Source organism: Oscillibacter valericigenes, assembly GCF_016902445.1.
GTDB lineage: Bacteria > Bacillota > Clostridia > Oscillospirales > Oscillospiraceae > Oscillibacter > Oscillibacter avistercoris.
Genome location: NZ_JACSNX010000006.1, coordinates 43,715 through 56,226 on the forward strand (window position 1 = coordinate 43,715; position 12,512 = coordinate 56,226).

Here is a 12,512-nt window from a genome sequence, read left to right on the forward strand (position 1 = left end):
CGCCTCCCCCCTTACGTCTCCGGGAACAGCAGCTTCGCCACCGCTCCCGCAGTCTGCTCCCGCTCGGACCGGATCATGGCATCAAAGGTGCAGTTGACCTCGATCCGTCCGTTTTTCAGGATGAAGCCGCCCTGCATGGGCCGGGTCTCCTCCGATAGGGTCAGCATGGCTGTGCCCTGAGCAAACGCGCTGACATTAGCCGCTACCTTGTTCAGGAAGCTGGCCACCGCACCGTCCCCCAGGGGCAGCTCCGGTGCCGCCGCTCTGGCCAGCAGGTCGTTGGCCCGGGACACCGCAGCCCTTCCTGCTTCCTCCCTGTCCTCCGGAGAAAAGACGACCTCTTCTTTCCCGGTGGAGGAGGCACGGACCAGCATCGCCGCCAGCAGATCCACATACTGCTCCTTCGGCAGGGCGCGGAGCTTCTCCAGTGCCCGCTGATAGGCCTGCTCCACCATCTCCTGCTTCACAGTCAGCAGAGACTTGCGGGCCTCCATCTGAGCCGCGCTGACAAGGCGCTCCTCCCGCTCCGCCGCGGCCTTCTGGCTGCGGACCAGCAGGTCGGCGTCTTCAGCCGCCGCCTGGGAGCGGTACTTGGCCGCAATGGCCTCCGCCTGCGCATGGGCGTCCCCCAGGATGCGGTCGATCTCCGCCTGGGTGTCCGCATCGATCCGCGCCGTGATCTTTTCGATTCCATTCATCGCGTGTCACCGCCTTTCCGTCTTGGTGCCGTGGAATGGCCCGTCACAGAGCGTTCATCAGCAGCAGGATAGAGGCCAGCAGGGACAAGATGGCGTAGAACTCCACGATGACGCAGAGGATGATGCCCTTGGACCAGTCGTTGGGCTGCTTGGCCGCGATGGTGATAGATGCCGCCGCCACACGTCCCTGATAGATGGCGGACCGGTAGCCTCCGATGGCCATGGGCAGGCAGGACACGGCAATGGTCAGGCCCTGGGTGACGGTCAGAGGCTGGATGCCGCCGGAGAAGGCGCCCATGACGTTCAGGGCAAAGAACCAGATGACCAGGCCGTACAGGCCCTGGGTGCCGGGGATGACCTGCAGGATCAGGCACTTGGAGAAATGCTCCGGTGCGGTGGACAGCAGGCCGGCGGCGGCCTCACCGGTCATGCCGGTGCCGCGGGCGGAGCCCACACAGCAGAGTCCCACAGCCAACGCAGCGCCCAGAAACGCAAGTCCGATGCCTCCGAATTGTTCCAGAAAAGCAGACATGTCAATGTTCCTCCTTAATCTCTACATAGTTGGTTTGATATGCCAGGGGGCGGAACGGCTTTCCGCCGCTCTCGTAGAACCGGTTGAAGAATTCCAGACACTGGAGCCGCAGGTCATGGACGTAGCAGCCCAGCAGATTCAGCGCAAAATTCAGAGCATTGCCCAGCGCGGAGATGATGACGAAGGCGATCACGTTGCCCGTCACCGCGCCCAGCTGGTTGAACACGCTGGCGATGATGCTGCCGGACAGCATCAGGGCCATCAGCCGGGAGTAGGACATGATGTCGCTGAAATAGCCGGTGACGCCGTTGTACACCGCGCCGAACACCGACGTGACCTTTCCAAAGCCCTTGGCGTTTCGGCTGGAGCCGATGATCAGCATCAGGATTCCCAAAATCAGCACCGCCGGGTACCCGGCCACATTTCCAATGCCCAGCACCGCCAGTCCGCCGCCCAGGAAAATCACCCACCAGGTGCCCTCGTCCCAGATGCCGTCCATGATGTGGCCGTCCCGGGCCTTCTTCACGAAGCTGATGACCATGCCCGTGAGGATCTGGACAAAGCCCAGCACCAGCGAGCCGATCAGGATGGCCATGGTGTCCGTCAGTGGGGTGAACAGGTACGGCAGGGCAAAGGTGCTCTTCGGGTCGATGAGTTTGGCCAGCTGGCTGAGAAAGTCCCCGAAGAATCCGCCGGTGAGCGCCCCCACCACAAAGGTGCTGATGCCGCAGAGCACCAGCAGGCCGCCCATGTAATCCATGGTCCCACGGACCTTTTTCTTCCACAGGAACAGCCCCATGGCCAGCATCAGGAGACCGTAGCCCATGTCCGCCATCATGATGCCGTAAAACAGGATGAAGAACGGCGCCATCAGGGGGTTGGGGTCCAGACTGCCGTACACCGGCAGGGCATACATGTCCGTCACCATATTCAGCGGGCGGGAGAACCAGTTGTTCCGCAGCCGAACCGGTACGTCCGGATACTCGTCCGCCTTTGGATCCTCCGCCTCCCAGGCACAGCCCAGATGGTCCAGCAGCGCCCCGACGCCCTGCAGCCGGTCTGCGGGAGCCCACCCCTCAAAGAAGAGGATGGTCCCGTCCGTGAGGAGGTTTTCGTTCCCCTCCTCCAGGGCAGTGTCGGACCGCAGCCGGTCCGCGTAAAGCCGCAGTGTATCCCAGTCTGCGCCGCTCTTCCGCAGGGCATCCGCAGTTTCCGCCTGACGCCCGCGGTTCCCCTGCAGCTCGCCCTCCAGCCGGCGGAGATTTTCTGCCGGCGTGCCGGTGAGCCCCTGGAAGGACACCGCGCTGAATCCCCTGGTCCGCAGAATGTCCAGGGCCTGCGCCTCCTCTGCCCGGTGGCAGACGAGAAGGCAGTACCGCTGCTGCTTGTCTGTGGAGATCTCCAGCAGCTCACAGGCAGTCTCTCCCAGTGCCTGCCGCAGGGCACCGAGATCCGCCGCCGCAGGACAGACGCCGGGCAAAAACGCCGTGTGAACGGTGCCTGTCAGCTCCAGGGGCATGTCCAGTCCTTTCCAGGGCACCAGGGAGGCCTGCTTTGCCAGCAGCCGCCCCTCCTCCGCCTGCAACTGGGACGCCGTCTGCACCAGCTCCGATACCCGGGCGCTGGCGGCCCTGGCCCGGTCTGCTGCCGTGCCGCTGAGGAACTCCGTCTGTGTCACCGCCTGCCGCTGAGGGAACAGCCCCTCCCGCACGTCGGCGTATTTCTTCACGGCCGACAGGGCGGCGTTCACATCCGCCAGAGCCGCCCGGGTCTCCGCCAGACGGGATCTCTCCCGTTCCAGCAGACCGGACCAGTCCGCTCCGGCGCTCTCCGGCTCCCGGATCTCCACGCACCCAAGCCTCTGAAGCTGCCGCAGCAGCTCTTCCCGGCAGGAAGCCATGGCGATTACCCGGAGCCTTTTCATTTTCACAATGGCCATGTCAGTCTTTCACAACCCTTCCGACGATGAGATCGGCGGCCGCGTCCAGCCGGCTCTCCGCCTCCCGGCGCAGGGTCTCTCCCTCCGCCTGGGCGGCCCGGCTGATCTCGTCCCCTTTGGCCTCTGCTCTGGTCTCCGCCTGCCGGAGCAGCTCCCGGCCCCGGTCCGCCGCCGCAGCCCGCGTCTGCTGTAAGAGCGCAAGACCGTCCCGCTGGGCGTCGGCGATGATCTGTTTCGCCTTTGCTTCTGCGGCTGTCTTGCGCTCCCGGTTTTCAGCCTCTACCTGTGTGATGTTCTCGATCACTTCCAATGGCATTTCACTTCACCTTCTCTCCGTCTGCAATATCCCCTTTGCTTTTCAGTCCTCTCTGGGGTCGTGTCAATAGGTTCTCCGGAATGTGGGCCCGCCTCTCGGCCGGCCGGCGGAAATGCGTGGGTGTCTCTCAAGATAATTTTAGTATAGGTTCTCCGTTCCGCCAATGCAAGGAAATTTTGCACAGATTTTCCGGTTTCTTTCTTTTGCACAAACTTTTTTCGAAAAAATCTATATATGCAACATATAAAATCACGCAAACGTATCCATTTCGTGAAAATCAGAGAAATAGTTTATAATTTAACGCTGTTTTTGGCATTGCGCATCCACGAAAAAACCGGCCTTCCTTCACCGGTTTCAGCGATAGGTTCTCATGCAGCGGCGGATTCTATACAGCGCGGATGCAGAGAGAGCCGGGTCCCTGCCCGGCTCCTCTGTCATTTCTTCTTTTTTTCCGGATCCGCCCGCTGTTCCAGCAGTGCCGCCAGTTCGTTCAGTTCGGTCCCGGCCTGATCCATCGCCCGCGGCAGCTGAGACAGGTTCACCTCCACCTTCCGCAGCTCCACCGTCACCTGTGCGGCAGTGGTCTCAAAGGCGGACATCAGAGCGGTATACTGCGCTCGGAACAAGTCCACGGTCCGGCGGAGCTTTGCAAGGGTGGACGCCTCCAGCTCAGCGGCGCGCTTATGGGCATCACATTCGATATCGCCCACCCGGTCCCGGAACTGCGCGTAGGCCTCTGCCTCCGGGCGGAGCCGTTCCAGTTCCGCAGCCAGTTGCTCGGCCTCTGTCCGGGCAGATTCCAGCGCCTGCCGGGCAGCCTGCTCCTGTTCCAGCTTGGTGCGGGCCTGGTCGAACTGCGCCTGGGCTTCCTCCCGCAGGGCAGTCTCCGTGTCCAGCCGGGTCTGCAGCTCCCGGAGCTGGGACCGAAGGCGCTCCGCCTCCGTCTGCAGGCTCTCATTTTCCTGCTGCAGCTGATCCTGGCGCTCCGCCGTCTCCTTGGAAGTCTGCTCGATATAGTGGATCACGTCCTGCTTGTCAAATCCGCCGAACGCAACGGTTTTAAAGGTATAATTTTCCATGGCCCGGTTCTCTCTTTCCTTCTGATCGGTGATGATCCCACTCTAACACAGAAATCCTCCATTGACAAGGGTTTGAAAAATAAGAAAAAAATCCAAAAAAAGGTCTTGCATTTTAAAAGCAGACGTGCTATTATAAATAAGCTGTCCGACAGGACATGCGCCCTTAGCTCAGCTGGATAGAGCGTCTGGCTACGGACCAGAAGGCCGGGGGTTCGAATCCCTCAGGGCGTACCAGGAAAGCCACCCATTTCGTGAGATTTGGGTGGTTTTTCTTAACTTTTTAAGGCACTTTATAATTGTGTGTCTGCATCTTGGCGCACATTTAGCGCACGGCGCATAAAAAGCGGGCCTCCTATTGGGGGTCCGCTCTTCTTGATTTATGCGTTTCTTCTTCTCAGCATAATATCGGCAATACACTCTGTTGCCTGGGCCTTTGCCTCTTCTATGACGTGGGAATAAATGTCGCTTGTGGTCGATGTCTGACTATGGCCCAACTGTTTGCTCACGGTTACAATATCAGTTCCGTTTGCGATCAAGATACTTGCCACGGAATGGCGGAATGCGTGCGGATTGATATGGGGAAGTCCGTGCTTCTTGGAAAACTTATTCAGCCATGCGGTAATGCTGGTGGGGTTCATCGGCTCCCCGTTATCCTGGGTAAACAAATAGCCGGTGTTGTGCCACCGATCCCCGTTGACAAGCTGAAGTTCAGCTTGCGCTACTCTGTAATGTCGAAGCAAAGCAACGGTCTCTGACGGGATATTAACAAATCGGGTCAAATCTGTTTTGGTGGTAGTCTCATATATACCGCGCTCTTTTGAATAGCACAGGTTCACACTAATCTCTAACCGCCCATGATCCAGGTCCACATGGTCCCATTTCAATCCGGCAATTTCTCCGCGCCTGCACCCTGTCACAATTAATAGGTGTGTCAGTACACGCCACTTTTCTGGCACCATGTCTAGGGCCTCCAGAATTGCCGTGATTTCTTCCGGCTGGAAATAGTTCGGCGTTTTTCGAGAGACAGACGGAGGACTTGCCTTCTCCGCCGCATTGTATGGTACGAGCATTTCCCGTTCCGCTTGGTTCAGTACAGTGTGAATGAAACGGTGGTACTCCAGGACCGTCTTATTTGAAAGCGGCTTACAGTTCTTGGATAGGTCAAACAGCTCGTCTAATGGTAGGTGAAGAGTTTCAGCGATTGCCACCGCCTTCTCTCCATTGATTGCCTCTCCCCTGCAAGCCTGAGTGACTGTAGTATGAGATACAGAAGCAGCCTTGCCAAGAGCTTCACGGGTCATTCCTGCCGCCTTGATTTTTTCTGCTAGGTCTGGTTTTCCTTTTGCCTTGACGATACTCAATCGAGCACTGGAATCTTGGAGAGATTTATAGAATCTGTTTAGGTGCTGCGGCCGGAGGTCTATTAACTTCACATTCCCGAACACTTGATCTATCCGCCGCAGAAGATCCCGGTAGCCTCGCACGGTATTGTGCTTTGCCCCGTTGCTCTCCTTCAGCGCAATCACATAATTTGCATAGTCTGTAAAGGTCCATTTCTTGTCAGTCTGAAATCCCTGCTCCAGCTCGGTTTCAAACTGGATTGCAACCTTCTGTGCCTCTTTGTCTGCCCCTGTGGGACTCATGCCAGCCGGTGGTGTCCATGTCTTATAGTGGCGTATCTGCTTTCCGGTACTGTCTCGACCATTAGACACTGTGATTTTATAGCTGATCCCGGACTTCCCTTCCAGCTTCTTAACTGTTGCCAACTATCATTCCCCCTCTCTTTGCCCCTCAGAGACCGCAGAAACGGCGTTATCCCTCTCCATAGCCTCATCTATAGCCCGGTTGATAAAGCCGTTCACACTCTCTCCCTGGGCCTCTGCGTGGGCTTTGATGGCGTCCTTCTTGCCCTTTGGGACTGTCAGGTTAATACGATCCAATTTTTCAGCTATCCATCCATTTCTATATTCTGATTTGCTGGCCATGCTTCTCCCTTCCGGGGGGAGCTTATTTTTTTATGCTCCCTCTCCCATTGTAGCTTTATTATAGCATCCATTTCAATATTGCGCAATATGCAATTTGAATAGATATTACGCAATATATTTGGTTGCTTTGTCAATTGATATATTGCGCAATATATTATATACTATAATCACAGCAAGGGACAAGAGATGCGACGGACAGGCCGGGGACGAGCCGGACATTCCCTCTAAATTCTCAAATCCCAGGCGGGACTGCTTCGTGAAGGCCGGTGACGTTCCGGAGAGCACCAAACCAGCCGCCAGAACATAAGGAGGAACAAAAGATGAGCATCAACGAACTGGAAATGAAGTGTCGGGAGCTACGGCAGCTGCAAGCCCTGATTGACGAGGCCCAGGCAGAGGCGGAGACTATCAAGGACGCCATCAAGGCCGCTATGGGCACGCAGGAGGCCATCCAGGCCGGAGAGTACAAGATCACCTGGAAGCCCGTCACCACGGCCAGACTGGACGCCACGGCCCTGAAAAAGGCCCTGCCGGACGTGGCCGAACGGTTCACGAAAGAAACCACCGTCCGCCGCTTCTCCGTGGCATGATGGAGGCCGTGGTCACCATCGCCGGGGCGGTGTATCTCACGGACAAGCTGTTTTCCCTGGTTGACTGGATTGAGAAAAAGAAGGACCTCCCCCGTGCGCCTGGCAGCAGAACGGAGAAGGACCTGTAAGCACCAACCACCACAAGGGGGCCGGTGAGTTCATTATATCCGGCTCCCTCTCAAAAATCAACAGAAAGAGGCAATAAGATGGAAGCAAGAAAGATTGACATGAACGACGTGCGGTTTTCCTTAGAGCAGATCAACGCAGTTTTCGGCCTGGTTATGGACGATATAGAGCAAGAGAACCAGGGAACCGAAGAATATGCGGAGTTATTCCGCAACCGCGCAGAGAATGTATATATCCCGGCTCTCGACCTGATCCAGGGGGCTATCTGTGAACTTTGGAAACGTGTGGAGGAAAGCGTATAAAGATAGAAGGGAGCTACCCAGCCGGGCGGCTCCCTCTCTTTCCTAATTTCTCACTATCCGCCGTTTTTTCTTCTTGCGCTCCGCCCGGACAACCCGCAAGACGGCGGCCCGGTATTCAGCACGAGTTTCCTCAGCCAGCTGCACCCCGGCCAACTGCTCAATCATGGCGGAGCGAAGATCGGCCATGTACCGTCTCTTCTCGCCGCTGGCAATCCCACCCAGCCGGGCGATCTCCTTTTGTTCCTCCGGCGGGAGTGTGCCAAATGGACGCAGGTTTTCCAAACTTTTTTCGCTGATTTTTCTGTGTTTATGCATACTGTCTCAATTCCCGGTTTTTAGGGTGCCGCAGGAGCCGCAGCCCCTTCTGCTCCGCCGCCCTCGCTGTGGCCCTTGTGATGCCCATTCTGTCCGCTGTCTGATCCACTGTTAGGCCGTGGCAATGTTGTCGCAGCACCACCGCCCGCCTCTGGTCCTCTGTGAGGCCGTCAAGGGCCGTTGCAAGGGCTTGTTTCCGCCGCTGCTGATAGTCCAGCTCTGCAACAGCTTCAATCTCTTCTTCGGAGCGGGGATCTTCTATGACGTCCGCCAGGGTCAAGTCCTCGCCGATCTCGCCGTTCAGAGGCATATCCAGTGATAGGGCGTGGTGAATAGGGTCTCGCTTGTCTCTTTGCGTCCGCATCCCCGCCGCCTCTGTAAAAGCCCCCTTCAGCTTCAAGCCGTACCAAGTGAGGAATGCTCCGGCGGCGGGGTCCCAGCTCTCCAGCGCCTCCAGAAGCGCCAGGAACGCCACTTGTATGTAATCCTCCAGCACCATGCCGCCGCGTCCTTCCATCGCCCTGTACCAGCGATAGGCCCTATCGTGAGCAAACCGCCGGACCGCCTCCCAAAGTTCCAGAATGTCAGCTCGTCCAGACTGGACCGCCGCCGCGATTTTGCTTGCTTCCATTGCAAAGCCGCCTCCCTCGTGGTAGAATATGGATAACAGCTTCACGCTCCACCACGAGGGCCGCTCTCATTCTCTGAGGGCGGTTCTTTTTAGGCCGCACAAATCTCACTATACTAAGGATTAACCTTCAGCGGTTTCTGCGGCTTTCTGGCGGCTTATACGGGGTTTCCGGTGTCCTCTGCAATCATCAGCAACAGGCGCAACGCCTCCGGGGATTCCTTCAAGGCCGCAAGGTCAAGGGTCACGGTTTTGCCCCGCTTGCTCTCTCCGCTGCCATCTGTCCAGGAAGGGCGGGAGATTGCCAGCTTCTCGGCCTCCCTGTAATATTCCAGCTCATTTTTCCTTGTGCTGGCGCTGATCGGCGTTTCAGTTTCCCAATAGTTCATCATCACAACCACCTTTTCGGTATAGTCTTATCCAGTCCTCCAGCTTCATCACCACCAGCCACGGGGAGCGGGAGCGGCGGAAGAATACGGTGGGCGCTCCGTCCTGGAAGCGGTTGGCGTCCCGCTCCGCCTGGGCCATCCATTCGGACAAGCGCACCTGTTCGCACCGCTTGGCCTCAATGTGGATTCCGTGGAGGCCGGTCAAGTCCGGCACCTCTCCATAGCTCTGTGCCCGTCCCGGCTGCACATCGTAGCCGTACCCCTGGAGAAGCCGGGAAAGCTCCAATTCGCCCCTTCTCCCCTTGCTCTGGCTTGCTCTACCCGTCAGAACCGCCCCCGTTCACAAGGGTTTCGTCTATGCGTTCAAGCTCCTCTGCGATCCGCTCCAGATTGATAGCTATATCTTCTAGGACGGTCATTAAGCGATCATTCATTGAAAATCTCCTTTCCACGGGCGGGTTACGGCTGGTTACGGTTAAAAACATACTTTTAAAAAATTGGAAATGACCCCTTCTTATAGGGAGGCTTGTATTCAGCCGTAACCTGTCGTAACCCAAAACTTCAAACCGTTGCGGCATAAGGGTTCCCGAACTTTGCCTCCAAGTCAAGTCGTAACCCCAGCCACGCTTTTCTGTTCTTCGGCCGTATTTTTGGGAACCCCGCCGCCTCCATTGTGGTATCAAAGTCGTTAAGCCGCCGCACATAATCGCCGGTGCTTTCCGCCCACTCTCTGTATTCTCGGTAAAGGTCTGCCGCCCCCACACGGGCGTTTGGTTCTCTGATGCATCGTTCATTGATGAAGTTTGTCAACCAGTCCTCCCGCTCCCTATATGCCTCGGTTGCCTCCTCCACCACTTCGGGGATCTGGAGCCGCAAACCGTTGCGGACAAAATTCACCGCGCCCTCAATGGCCCATGACAGGATAGCGCCGCCCGCCTCCTTCACCAGCACATCGGCATAGTTCTGTATGCCCGTCCCTGCCGGTATGGTGGCGTTGAATGGTACGACGATCAGCCGCCGCCATGTCCCGTCGTCGGTGGAGCCGACACGGGGAAGATGGTTCGTGAACAGTACAAGTGTATGGGTTTGTTTCACCGTCTCCGGCTGCTTGAATTTTTCTTCAATCACAAGGCGGTCTGTACTGGCAAGCTGCTTTAGTGTCGCAACGCTCAACCTTTGGTGTTCTTCCAATTCCCCAGTGACTACCAGCCGCCGCCCCCGCAAGGTGGCAAGGGCCGCGCCCTTGTTAGCCCGGTCGGTGGTTATCACCTTAATGTCGATACTGCCGGTATAGTCCCCCAGGGCAGCGCCCAGGGCGTTAAAATAGGTGCTCTTTCCGTTTCGTCCGCCGCCGTAGGCCATAATAATGCCCTCCTGGTAAACCGCCCCAATGAGTGACATACCGGCCACAAGTTGGAGAAAACCTCTCACGCTGCCGTCACCGCAAGTAATGGTGTCAAGAAATGCGCTCCACATCTCGCTCCCTTTGGTGTCCGGCCCGGTCTGCGTGATCTGGCTGCAATAGGCCGCCCGCTCGTGGGGACGGAGCCGCCCGGTGGTCAAGTCCACGATCCCGGCGGGGGTGTTTAGGTCAAAGGGATTTGCGTCCAGCCTATCTGCCTTGATGACAAGGGCCGGTTTAGACAGCTCCAGCATATTCTTGATACGGACGGCATTCCGGCTATTTTTGGCGTGGGTGAGATAGGCTTTCGCCCTTGCTGCATCGGCTTTCACCTTTTCCAGCGCGTCGGCATCCTCCGCCGCCCCTGTTTCCGCATGTTTCGCCGTAGCTTCTGCCACTTGGAGCAACGCCGCCCGGTTTCCCTCTTTTGCCTCCTGCAACATCTTTTCAGACAGTTCCAGCGCCCAAGCGGTGGCCTTGTGGTCGTCCCGCTCCCAGCGTTGACCATTCCACCACAACCAGCCCAGGGCGTCGGTATATATCAGATCATCCTGATACACACGGGAGAACACAGCGGCGTTTCCTGCGTCTGAGTAGTCCGGGGGCTTTACGCTGTCTGTATTAGCGGCAACCGGCCCCCGCTCATAGCGCCCGGCGCTTTTGGCAATCGCCTCCACTTCCCGATCAGAGAGTGGCGGGGAACACCTGGAGCGGTTCTCCTCCATCAATGCGGCGGTGATTGCCTTTTGGCTCAGTCCCTTCCCCCGCAGGGAGGACGCCAACTTAAAGAGTACATCATTCCGCTGCCCCTCTGCGACCTTTCCAGGGACCTCTGTGTGCTTGGTCTGCTTTGGCTTGTCCTTCTTGCCCTGGAGCATAAGACGGTGGAGCCATTCGGGAAGCGGGGCCAGTGATACGTTTTTCGGCGTACTGCTGGCCTCCCACTCGTAGCAACGCCCTGTTTGGGGGTGCTTGGACGGCGGCGCGACAATATAGCCGCCCGTGCCCCGATAGTCCAGGCCGGGGGCAAAGCCCACCGTCACGGTCAGGGCCGGGTCGTCACACTGGAAGTAGTAGTGAACACCTCCGCCGCCGGTCAGACAAGTCCAGGTTTCAGGGAGGGGGCCATACTGCTGTTCCAGGTCTGCGAGGGTTTCGTCCCCAAACTTCCCGGCATCGTGGTCTACATCCACATCCAGCACCACCAGGCCGCTTCCGGTAGCGATTGCAACATTGTATGTACTGCCGCCGCCCCACCATTCCGCAATCTGCGCTGGGTCTGTGGTGGCGTCTTTGCATCCGTGCGGAGTGGCTGGGACTTTTCCGTTACAGGGGAACACCCGAAGCCCTAGTCCCTCCGTATAGTATTTCGCACATCTCAAGAAGGTGTTATCCGCCACAGTATCACCACGCTTCCGATCCCTCGATGGCCTCAGCCGCCGCCAGGATCTCCTTTGCACGGTGGCGGAGTGACTGCACACATGCCTCGCATTCCTGCTGGCTGCCGGGCAGAAAATAGCCGCTTGCGTTGTCTGACAGAATAGGAACACCTTGCCGCCGCTCTGCATGGATCTGCAGCCTGACTTCTCGCTCTGTCAATCCAGTTAGCCGGACAAGGTCCTGAAGGTGGAGGCCGTTCTCCGATCCGGTCATCAATAAAGAGGCAATTCCTCCCGCTTGACCTCCGCCGCGCCTAGTGTTATCATTCAAAATGGAAGCAGAGGGCGCCTTGCCAGTTGTCCCCGTTTCCGCCGCCCCTGTCAGCGTTGCCGCGCTGGTGGGGGCTTTTTTCTTGCTTTTTCTCATACCGCCGCCTCCAGATACCGTTCTACGGCCTCGCGGCTCACCAGGAACTTGTTCCCCACCTTTGCAGCAGGGATTACTCCCGATGAAACCAGTCTCCGCAGTCCACTCTTGGTGAGAGCGCAAGATGGATCGTCGGCCTTAAGCTCCTGATACATTTGATCGATTGTCCGAACCCGCGTCATACGATACACTCCTTTCAAAGATTAGCATAGCACAGAGCGCTTTTTGCAGTATCACCCACACTAAATAAAGAACTGTAAATGTTTTCGGTCTCCTTGCTACCGATTTGAATTTTTATGAGTTTTTGCAAACATTTGCTCTGTCTCTGCAACCTCATTCTATCATTTATTATGTCATGCGGCAACATTTAACTTTAGGTGTATATCACATTGAATTGACACCCTA

The 12,512-nt window shown here is 57.4% G+C and carries 16 protein-coding genes and 1 tRNA gene; 3 read left to right on the forward strand and 14 right to left on the reverse strand.

Annotation, left to right across the window (positions count from 1 at the left end; translation table 11 throughout):
• Positions 1–11: 11 nt before the first annotated feature.
• The 5 genes from H9X91_RS06390 to H9X91_RS06410 form a co-directional block, all read right to left on the reverse strand.
• Positions 12–698, reverse strand: a complete 687-nt coding sequence (locus H9X91_RS06390) for a V-type ATP synthase subunit E (RefSeq protein ID WP_204803651.1) — start codon at positions 696–698, stop codon at positions 12–14.
• A 43-nt stretch (positions 699–741) separates the two neighbouring features.
• Positions 742–1,230 carry a V-type ATP synthase subunit K gene (locus H9X91_RS06395; RefSeq protein ID WP_204803653.1) on the reverse strand — a complete coding sequence of 163 codons (489 nt, stop codon included), beginning with the start codon at positions 1,228–1,230 and terminating at the stop codon, positions 742–744.
• A gap of 1 nt (position 1,231) precedes the next feature.
• Complete coding sequence (locus H9X91_RS06400) at positions 1,232–3,169, reverse strand: V-type ATP synthase subunit I (protein WP_204803655.1); 1,938 nt, start codon at positions 3,167–3,169, stop codon at positions 1,232–1,234.
• 1 nt (position 3,170) lies between these two features.
• A complete protein-coding gene (locus H9X91_RS06405) occupies positions 3,171–3,485 on the reverse strand; it encodes a hypothetical protein (RefSeq protein WP_204803657.1) in 315 nt (104 codons plus the stop codon).
• A 434-nt stretch (positions 3,486–3,919) separates the two neighbouring features.
• Complete coding sequence (locus tag H9X91_RS06410; RefSeq protein ID WP_204803659.1) at positions 3,920–4,564, reverse strand: hypothetical protein; 645 nt, start codon at positions 4,562–4,564, stop codon at positions 3,920–3,922.
• Between the two features lie 157 nt (positions 4,565–4,721).
• On the opposite strand from H9X91_RS06410, the gene H9X91_RS06415 reads away from it, so the two are divergent.
• A tRNA-Arg gene (locus H9X91_RS06415) sits at positions 4,722–4,798 on the forward strand.
• A 143-nt stretch (positions 4,799–4,941) separates the two neighbouring features.
• Here H9X91_RS06415 and H9X91_RS06420 read toward each other — a convergent pair.
• Positions 4,942–6,330, reverse strand: a complete 1,389-nt coding sequence (locus tag H9X91_RS06420) for a tyrosine-type recombinase/integrase (protein ID WP_204803661.1) — start codon at positions 6,328–6,330, stop codon at positions 4,942–4,944.
• A 3-nt stretch (positions 6,331–6,333) separates the two neighbouring features.
• Positions 6,334–6,549, reverse strand: coding sequence for a ribbon-helix-helix domain-containing protein (locus H9X91_RS06425; RefSeq protein ID WP_204803664.1), 216 nt, complete (start codon positions 6,547–6,549; stop codon positions 6,334–6,336).
• A gap of 320 nt (positions 6,550–6,869) precedes the next feature.
• Here H9X91_RS06425 and H9X91_RS06430 point away from each other — a divergent pair, with 320 nt between their 5' ends.
• Together H9X91_RS06430 and H9X91_RS06435 are read left to right on the forward strand one after the other, a co-directional pair.
• The gene (locus tag H9X91_RS06430; protein ID WP_204803666.1) at positions 6,870–7,139 is read left to right on the forward strand and encodes a hypothetical protein; all 270 of its coding nucleotides are present in this window, start codon (positions 6,870–6,872) and stop codon (positions 7,137–7,139) included.
• Between the two features lie 206 nt (positions 7,140–7,345).
• Positions 7,346–7,567 (forward strand): hypothetical protein, encoded by a 222-nt coding sequence (locus H9X91_RS06435; protein WP_204803669.1) that lies wholly within the window; start codon positions 7,346–7,348, stop codon positions 7,565–7,567.
• Positions 7,568–7,609: 42 nt separating this feature from the next.
• Here H9X91_RS06435 and H9X91_RS06440 read toward each other — a convergent pair whose 3' ends face one another.
• The 7 genes from H9X91_RS06440 to H9X91_RS14790 form a co-directional block, all read right to left on the reverse strand.
• The gene (locus H9X91_RS06440; RefSeq protein ID WP_204803671.1) at positions 7,610–7,882 is read right to left on the reverse strand and encodes a hypothetical protein; all 273 of its coding nucleotides are present in this window, start codon (positions 7,880–7,882) and stop codon (positions 7,610–7,612) included.
• Positions 7,875–8,513, reverse strand: a complete 639-nt coding sequence (locus tag H9X91_RS06445; protein WP_204803673.1) for a sigma-70 family RNA polymerase sigma factor — start codon at positions 8,511–8,513, stop codon at positions 7,875–7,877. The genes H9X91_RS06440 and H9X91_RS06445 overlap by 8 nt, the downstream gene beginning before the upstream one ends.
• 155 nt (positions 8,514–8,668) lie before the next feature.
• Complete coding sequence (locus H9X91_RS06450; protein WP_204803675.1) at positions 8,669–8,899, reverse strand: hypothetical protein; 231 nt, start codon at positions 8,897–8,899, stop codon at positions 8,669–8,671.
• A complete protein-coding gene (locus H9X91_RS06455; RefSeq protein WP_243414458.1) occupies positions 8,880–9,185 on the reverse strand; it encodes a putative PDDEXK endonuclease in 306 nt (101 codons plus the stop codon). The genes H9X91_RS06450 and H9X91_RS06455 overlap by 20 nt, the downstream gene beginning before the upstream one ends.
• A gap of 275 nt (positions 9,186–9,460) precedes the next feature.
• Positions 9,461–11,782, reverse strand: a complete 2,322-nt coding sequence (locus tag H9X91_RS06460) for a phage/plasmid primase, P4 family (protein ID WP_338111954.1) — start codon at positions 11,780–11,782, stop codon at positions 9,461–9,463.
• Positions 11,706–12,107, reverse strand: a complete 402-nt coding sequence (locus H9X91_RS14340) for a hypothetical protein (protein ID WP_243414459.1) — start codon at positions 12,105–12,107, stop codon at positions 11,706–11,708. The genes H9X91_RS06460 and H9X91_RS14340 overlap by 77 nt, the downstream gene beginning before the upstream one ends.
• A complete protein-coding gene (locus H9X91_RS14790; protein ID WP_204803680.1) occupies positions 12,104–12,289 on the reverse strand; it encodes an excisionase family DNA-binding protein in 186 nt (61 codons plus the stop codon). The genes H9X91_RS14340 and H9X91_RS14790 overlap by 4 nt, the downstream gene beginning before the upstream one ends.
• Positions 12,290–12,512 lie beyond the last annotated feature (223 nt).

Bases quoted from the DNA above. Each gene is read 5' to 3' on its own strand.
- H9X91_RS06405 (WP_204803657.1), bottom strand. From the start codon at position 3,485: ATGCCATTGGAAGTGATCGAGAACATCACACAGGTAGAGGCTGAAAAC.
- H9X91_RS06440 (WP_204803671.1), bottom strand. From the start codon at position 7,882: ATGCATAAACACAGAAAAATCAGCGAAAAAAGTTTGGAAAACCTGCGT.
- H9X91_RS06435 (WP_204803669.1), top strand. From the start codon at position 7,346: ATGGAAGCAAGAAAGATTGACATGAACGACGTGCGGTTTTCCTTAGAG.
- H9X91_RS06445 (WP_204803673.1), bottom strand. From the start codon at position 8,513: ATGGAAGCAAGCAAAATCGCGGCGGCGGTCCAGTCTGGACGAGCTGAC.
- H9X91_RS14340 (WP_243414459.1), bottom strand. From the start codon at position 12,107: ATGAGAAAAAGCAAGAAAAAAGCCCCCACCAGCGCGGCAACGCTGACA.
- H9X91_RS06430 (WP_204803666.1), top strand. From the start codon at position 6,870: ATGAGCATCAACGAACTGGAAATGAAGTGTCGGGAGCTACGGCAGCTG.
- H9X91_RS06410 (WP_204803659.1), bottom strand. From the start codon at position 4,564: ATGGAAAATTATACCTTTAAAACCGTTGCGTTCGGCGGATTTGACAAG.
- H9X91_RS06450 (WP_204803675.1), bottom strand. From the start codon at position 8,899: ATGAACTATTGGGAAACTGAAACGCCGATCAGCGCCAGCACAAGGAAA.
- H9X91_RS06390 (WP_204803651.1), bottom strand. From the start codon at position 698: ATGAATGGAATCGAAAAGATCACGGCGCGGATCGATGCGGACACCCAG.
- H9X91_RS06395 (WP_204803653.1), bottom strand. From the start codon at position 1,230: ATGTCTGCTTTTCTGGAACAATTCGGAGGCATCGGACTTGCGTTTCTG.
- H9X91_RS06425 (WP_204803664.1), bottom strand. From the start codon at position 6,549: ATGGCCAGCAAATCAGAATATAGAAATGGATGGATAGCTGAAAAATTG.
- H9X91_RS14790 (WP_204803680.1), bottom strand. From the start codon at position 12,289: ATGACGCGGGTTCGGACAATCGATCAAATGTATCAGGAGCTTAAGGCC.
- H9X91_RS06400 (WP_204803655.1), bottom strand. From the start codon at position 3,169: ATGGCCATTGTGAAAATGAAAAGGCTCCGGGTAATCGCCATGGCTTCC.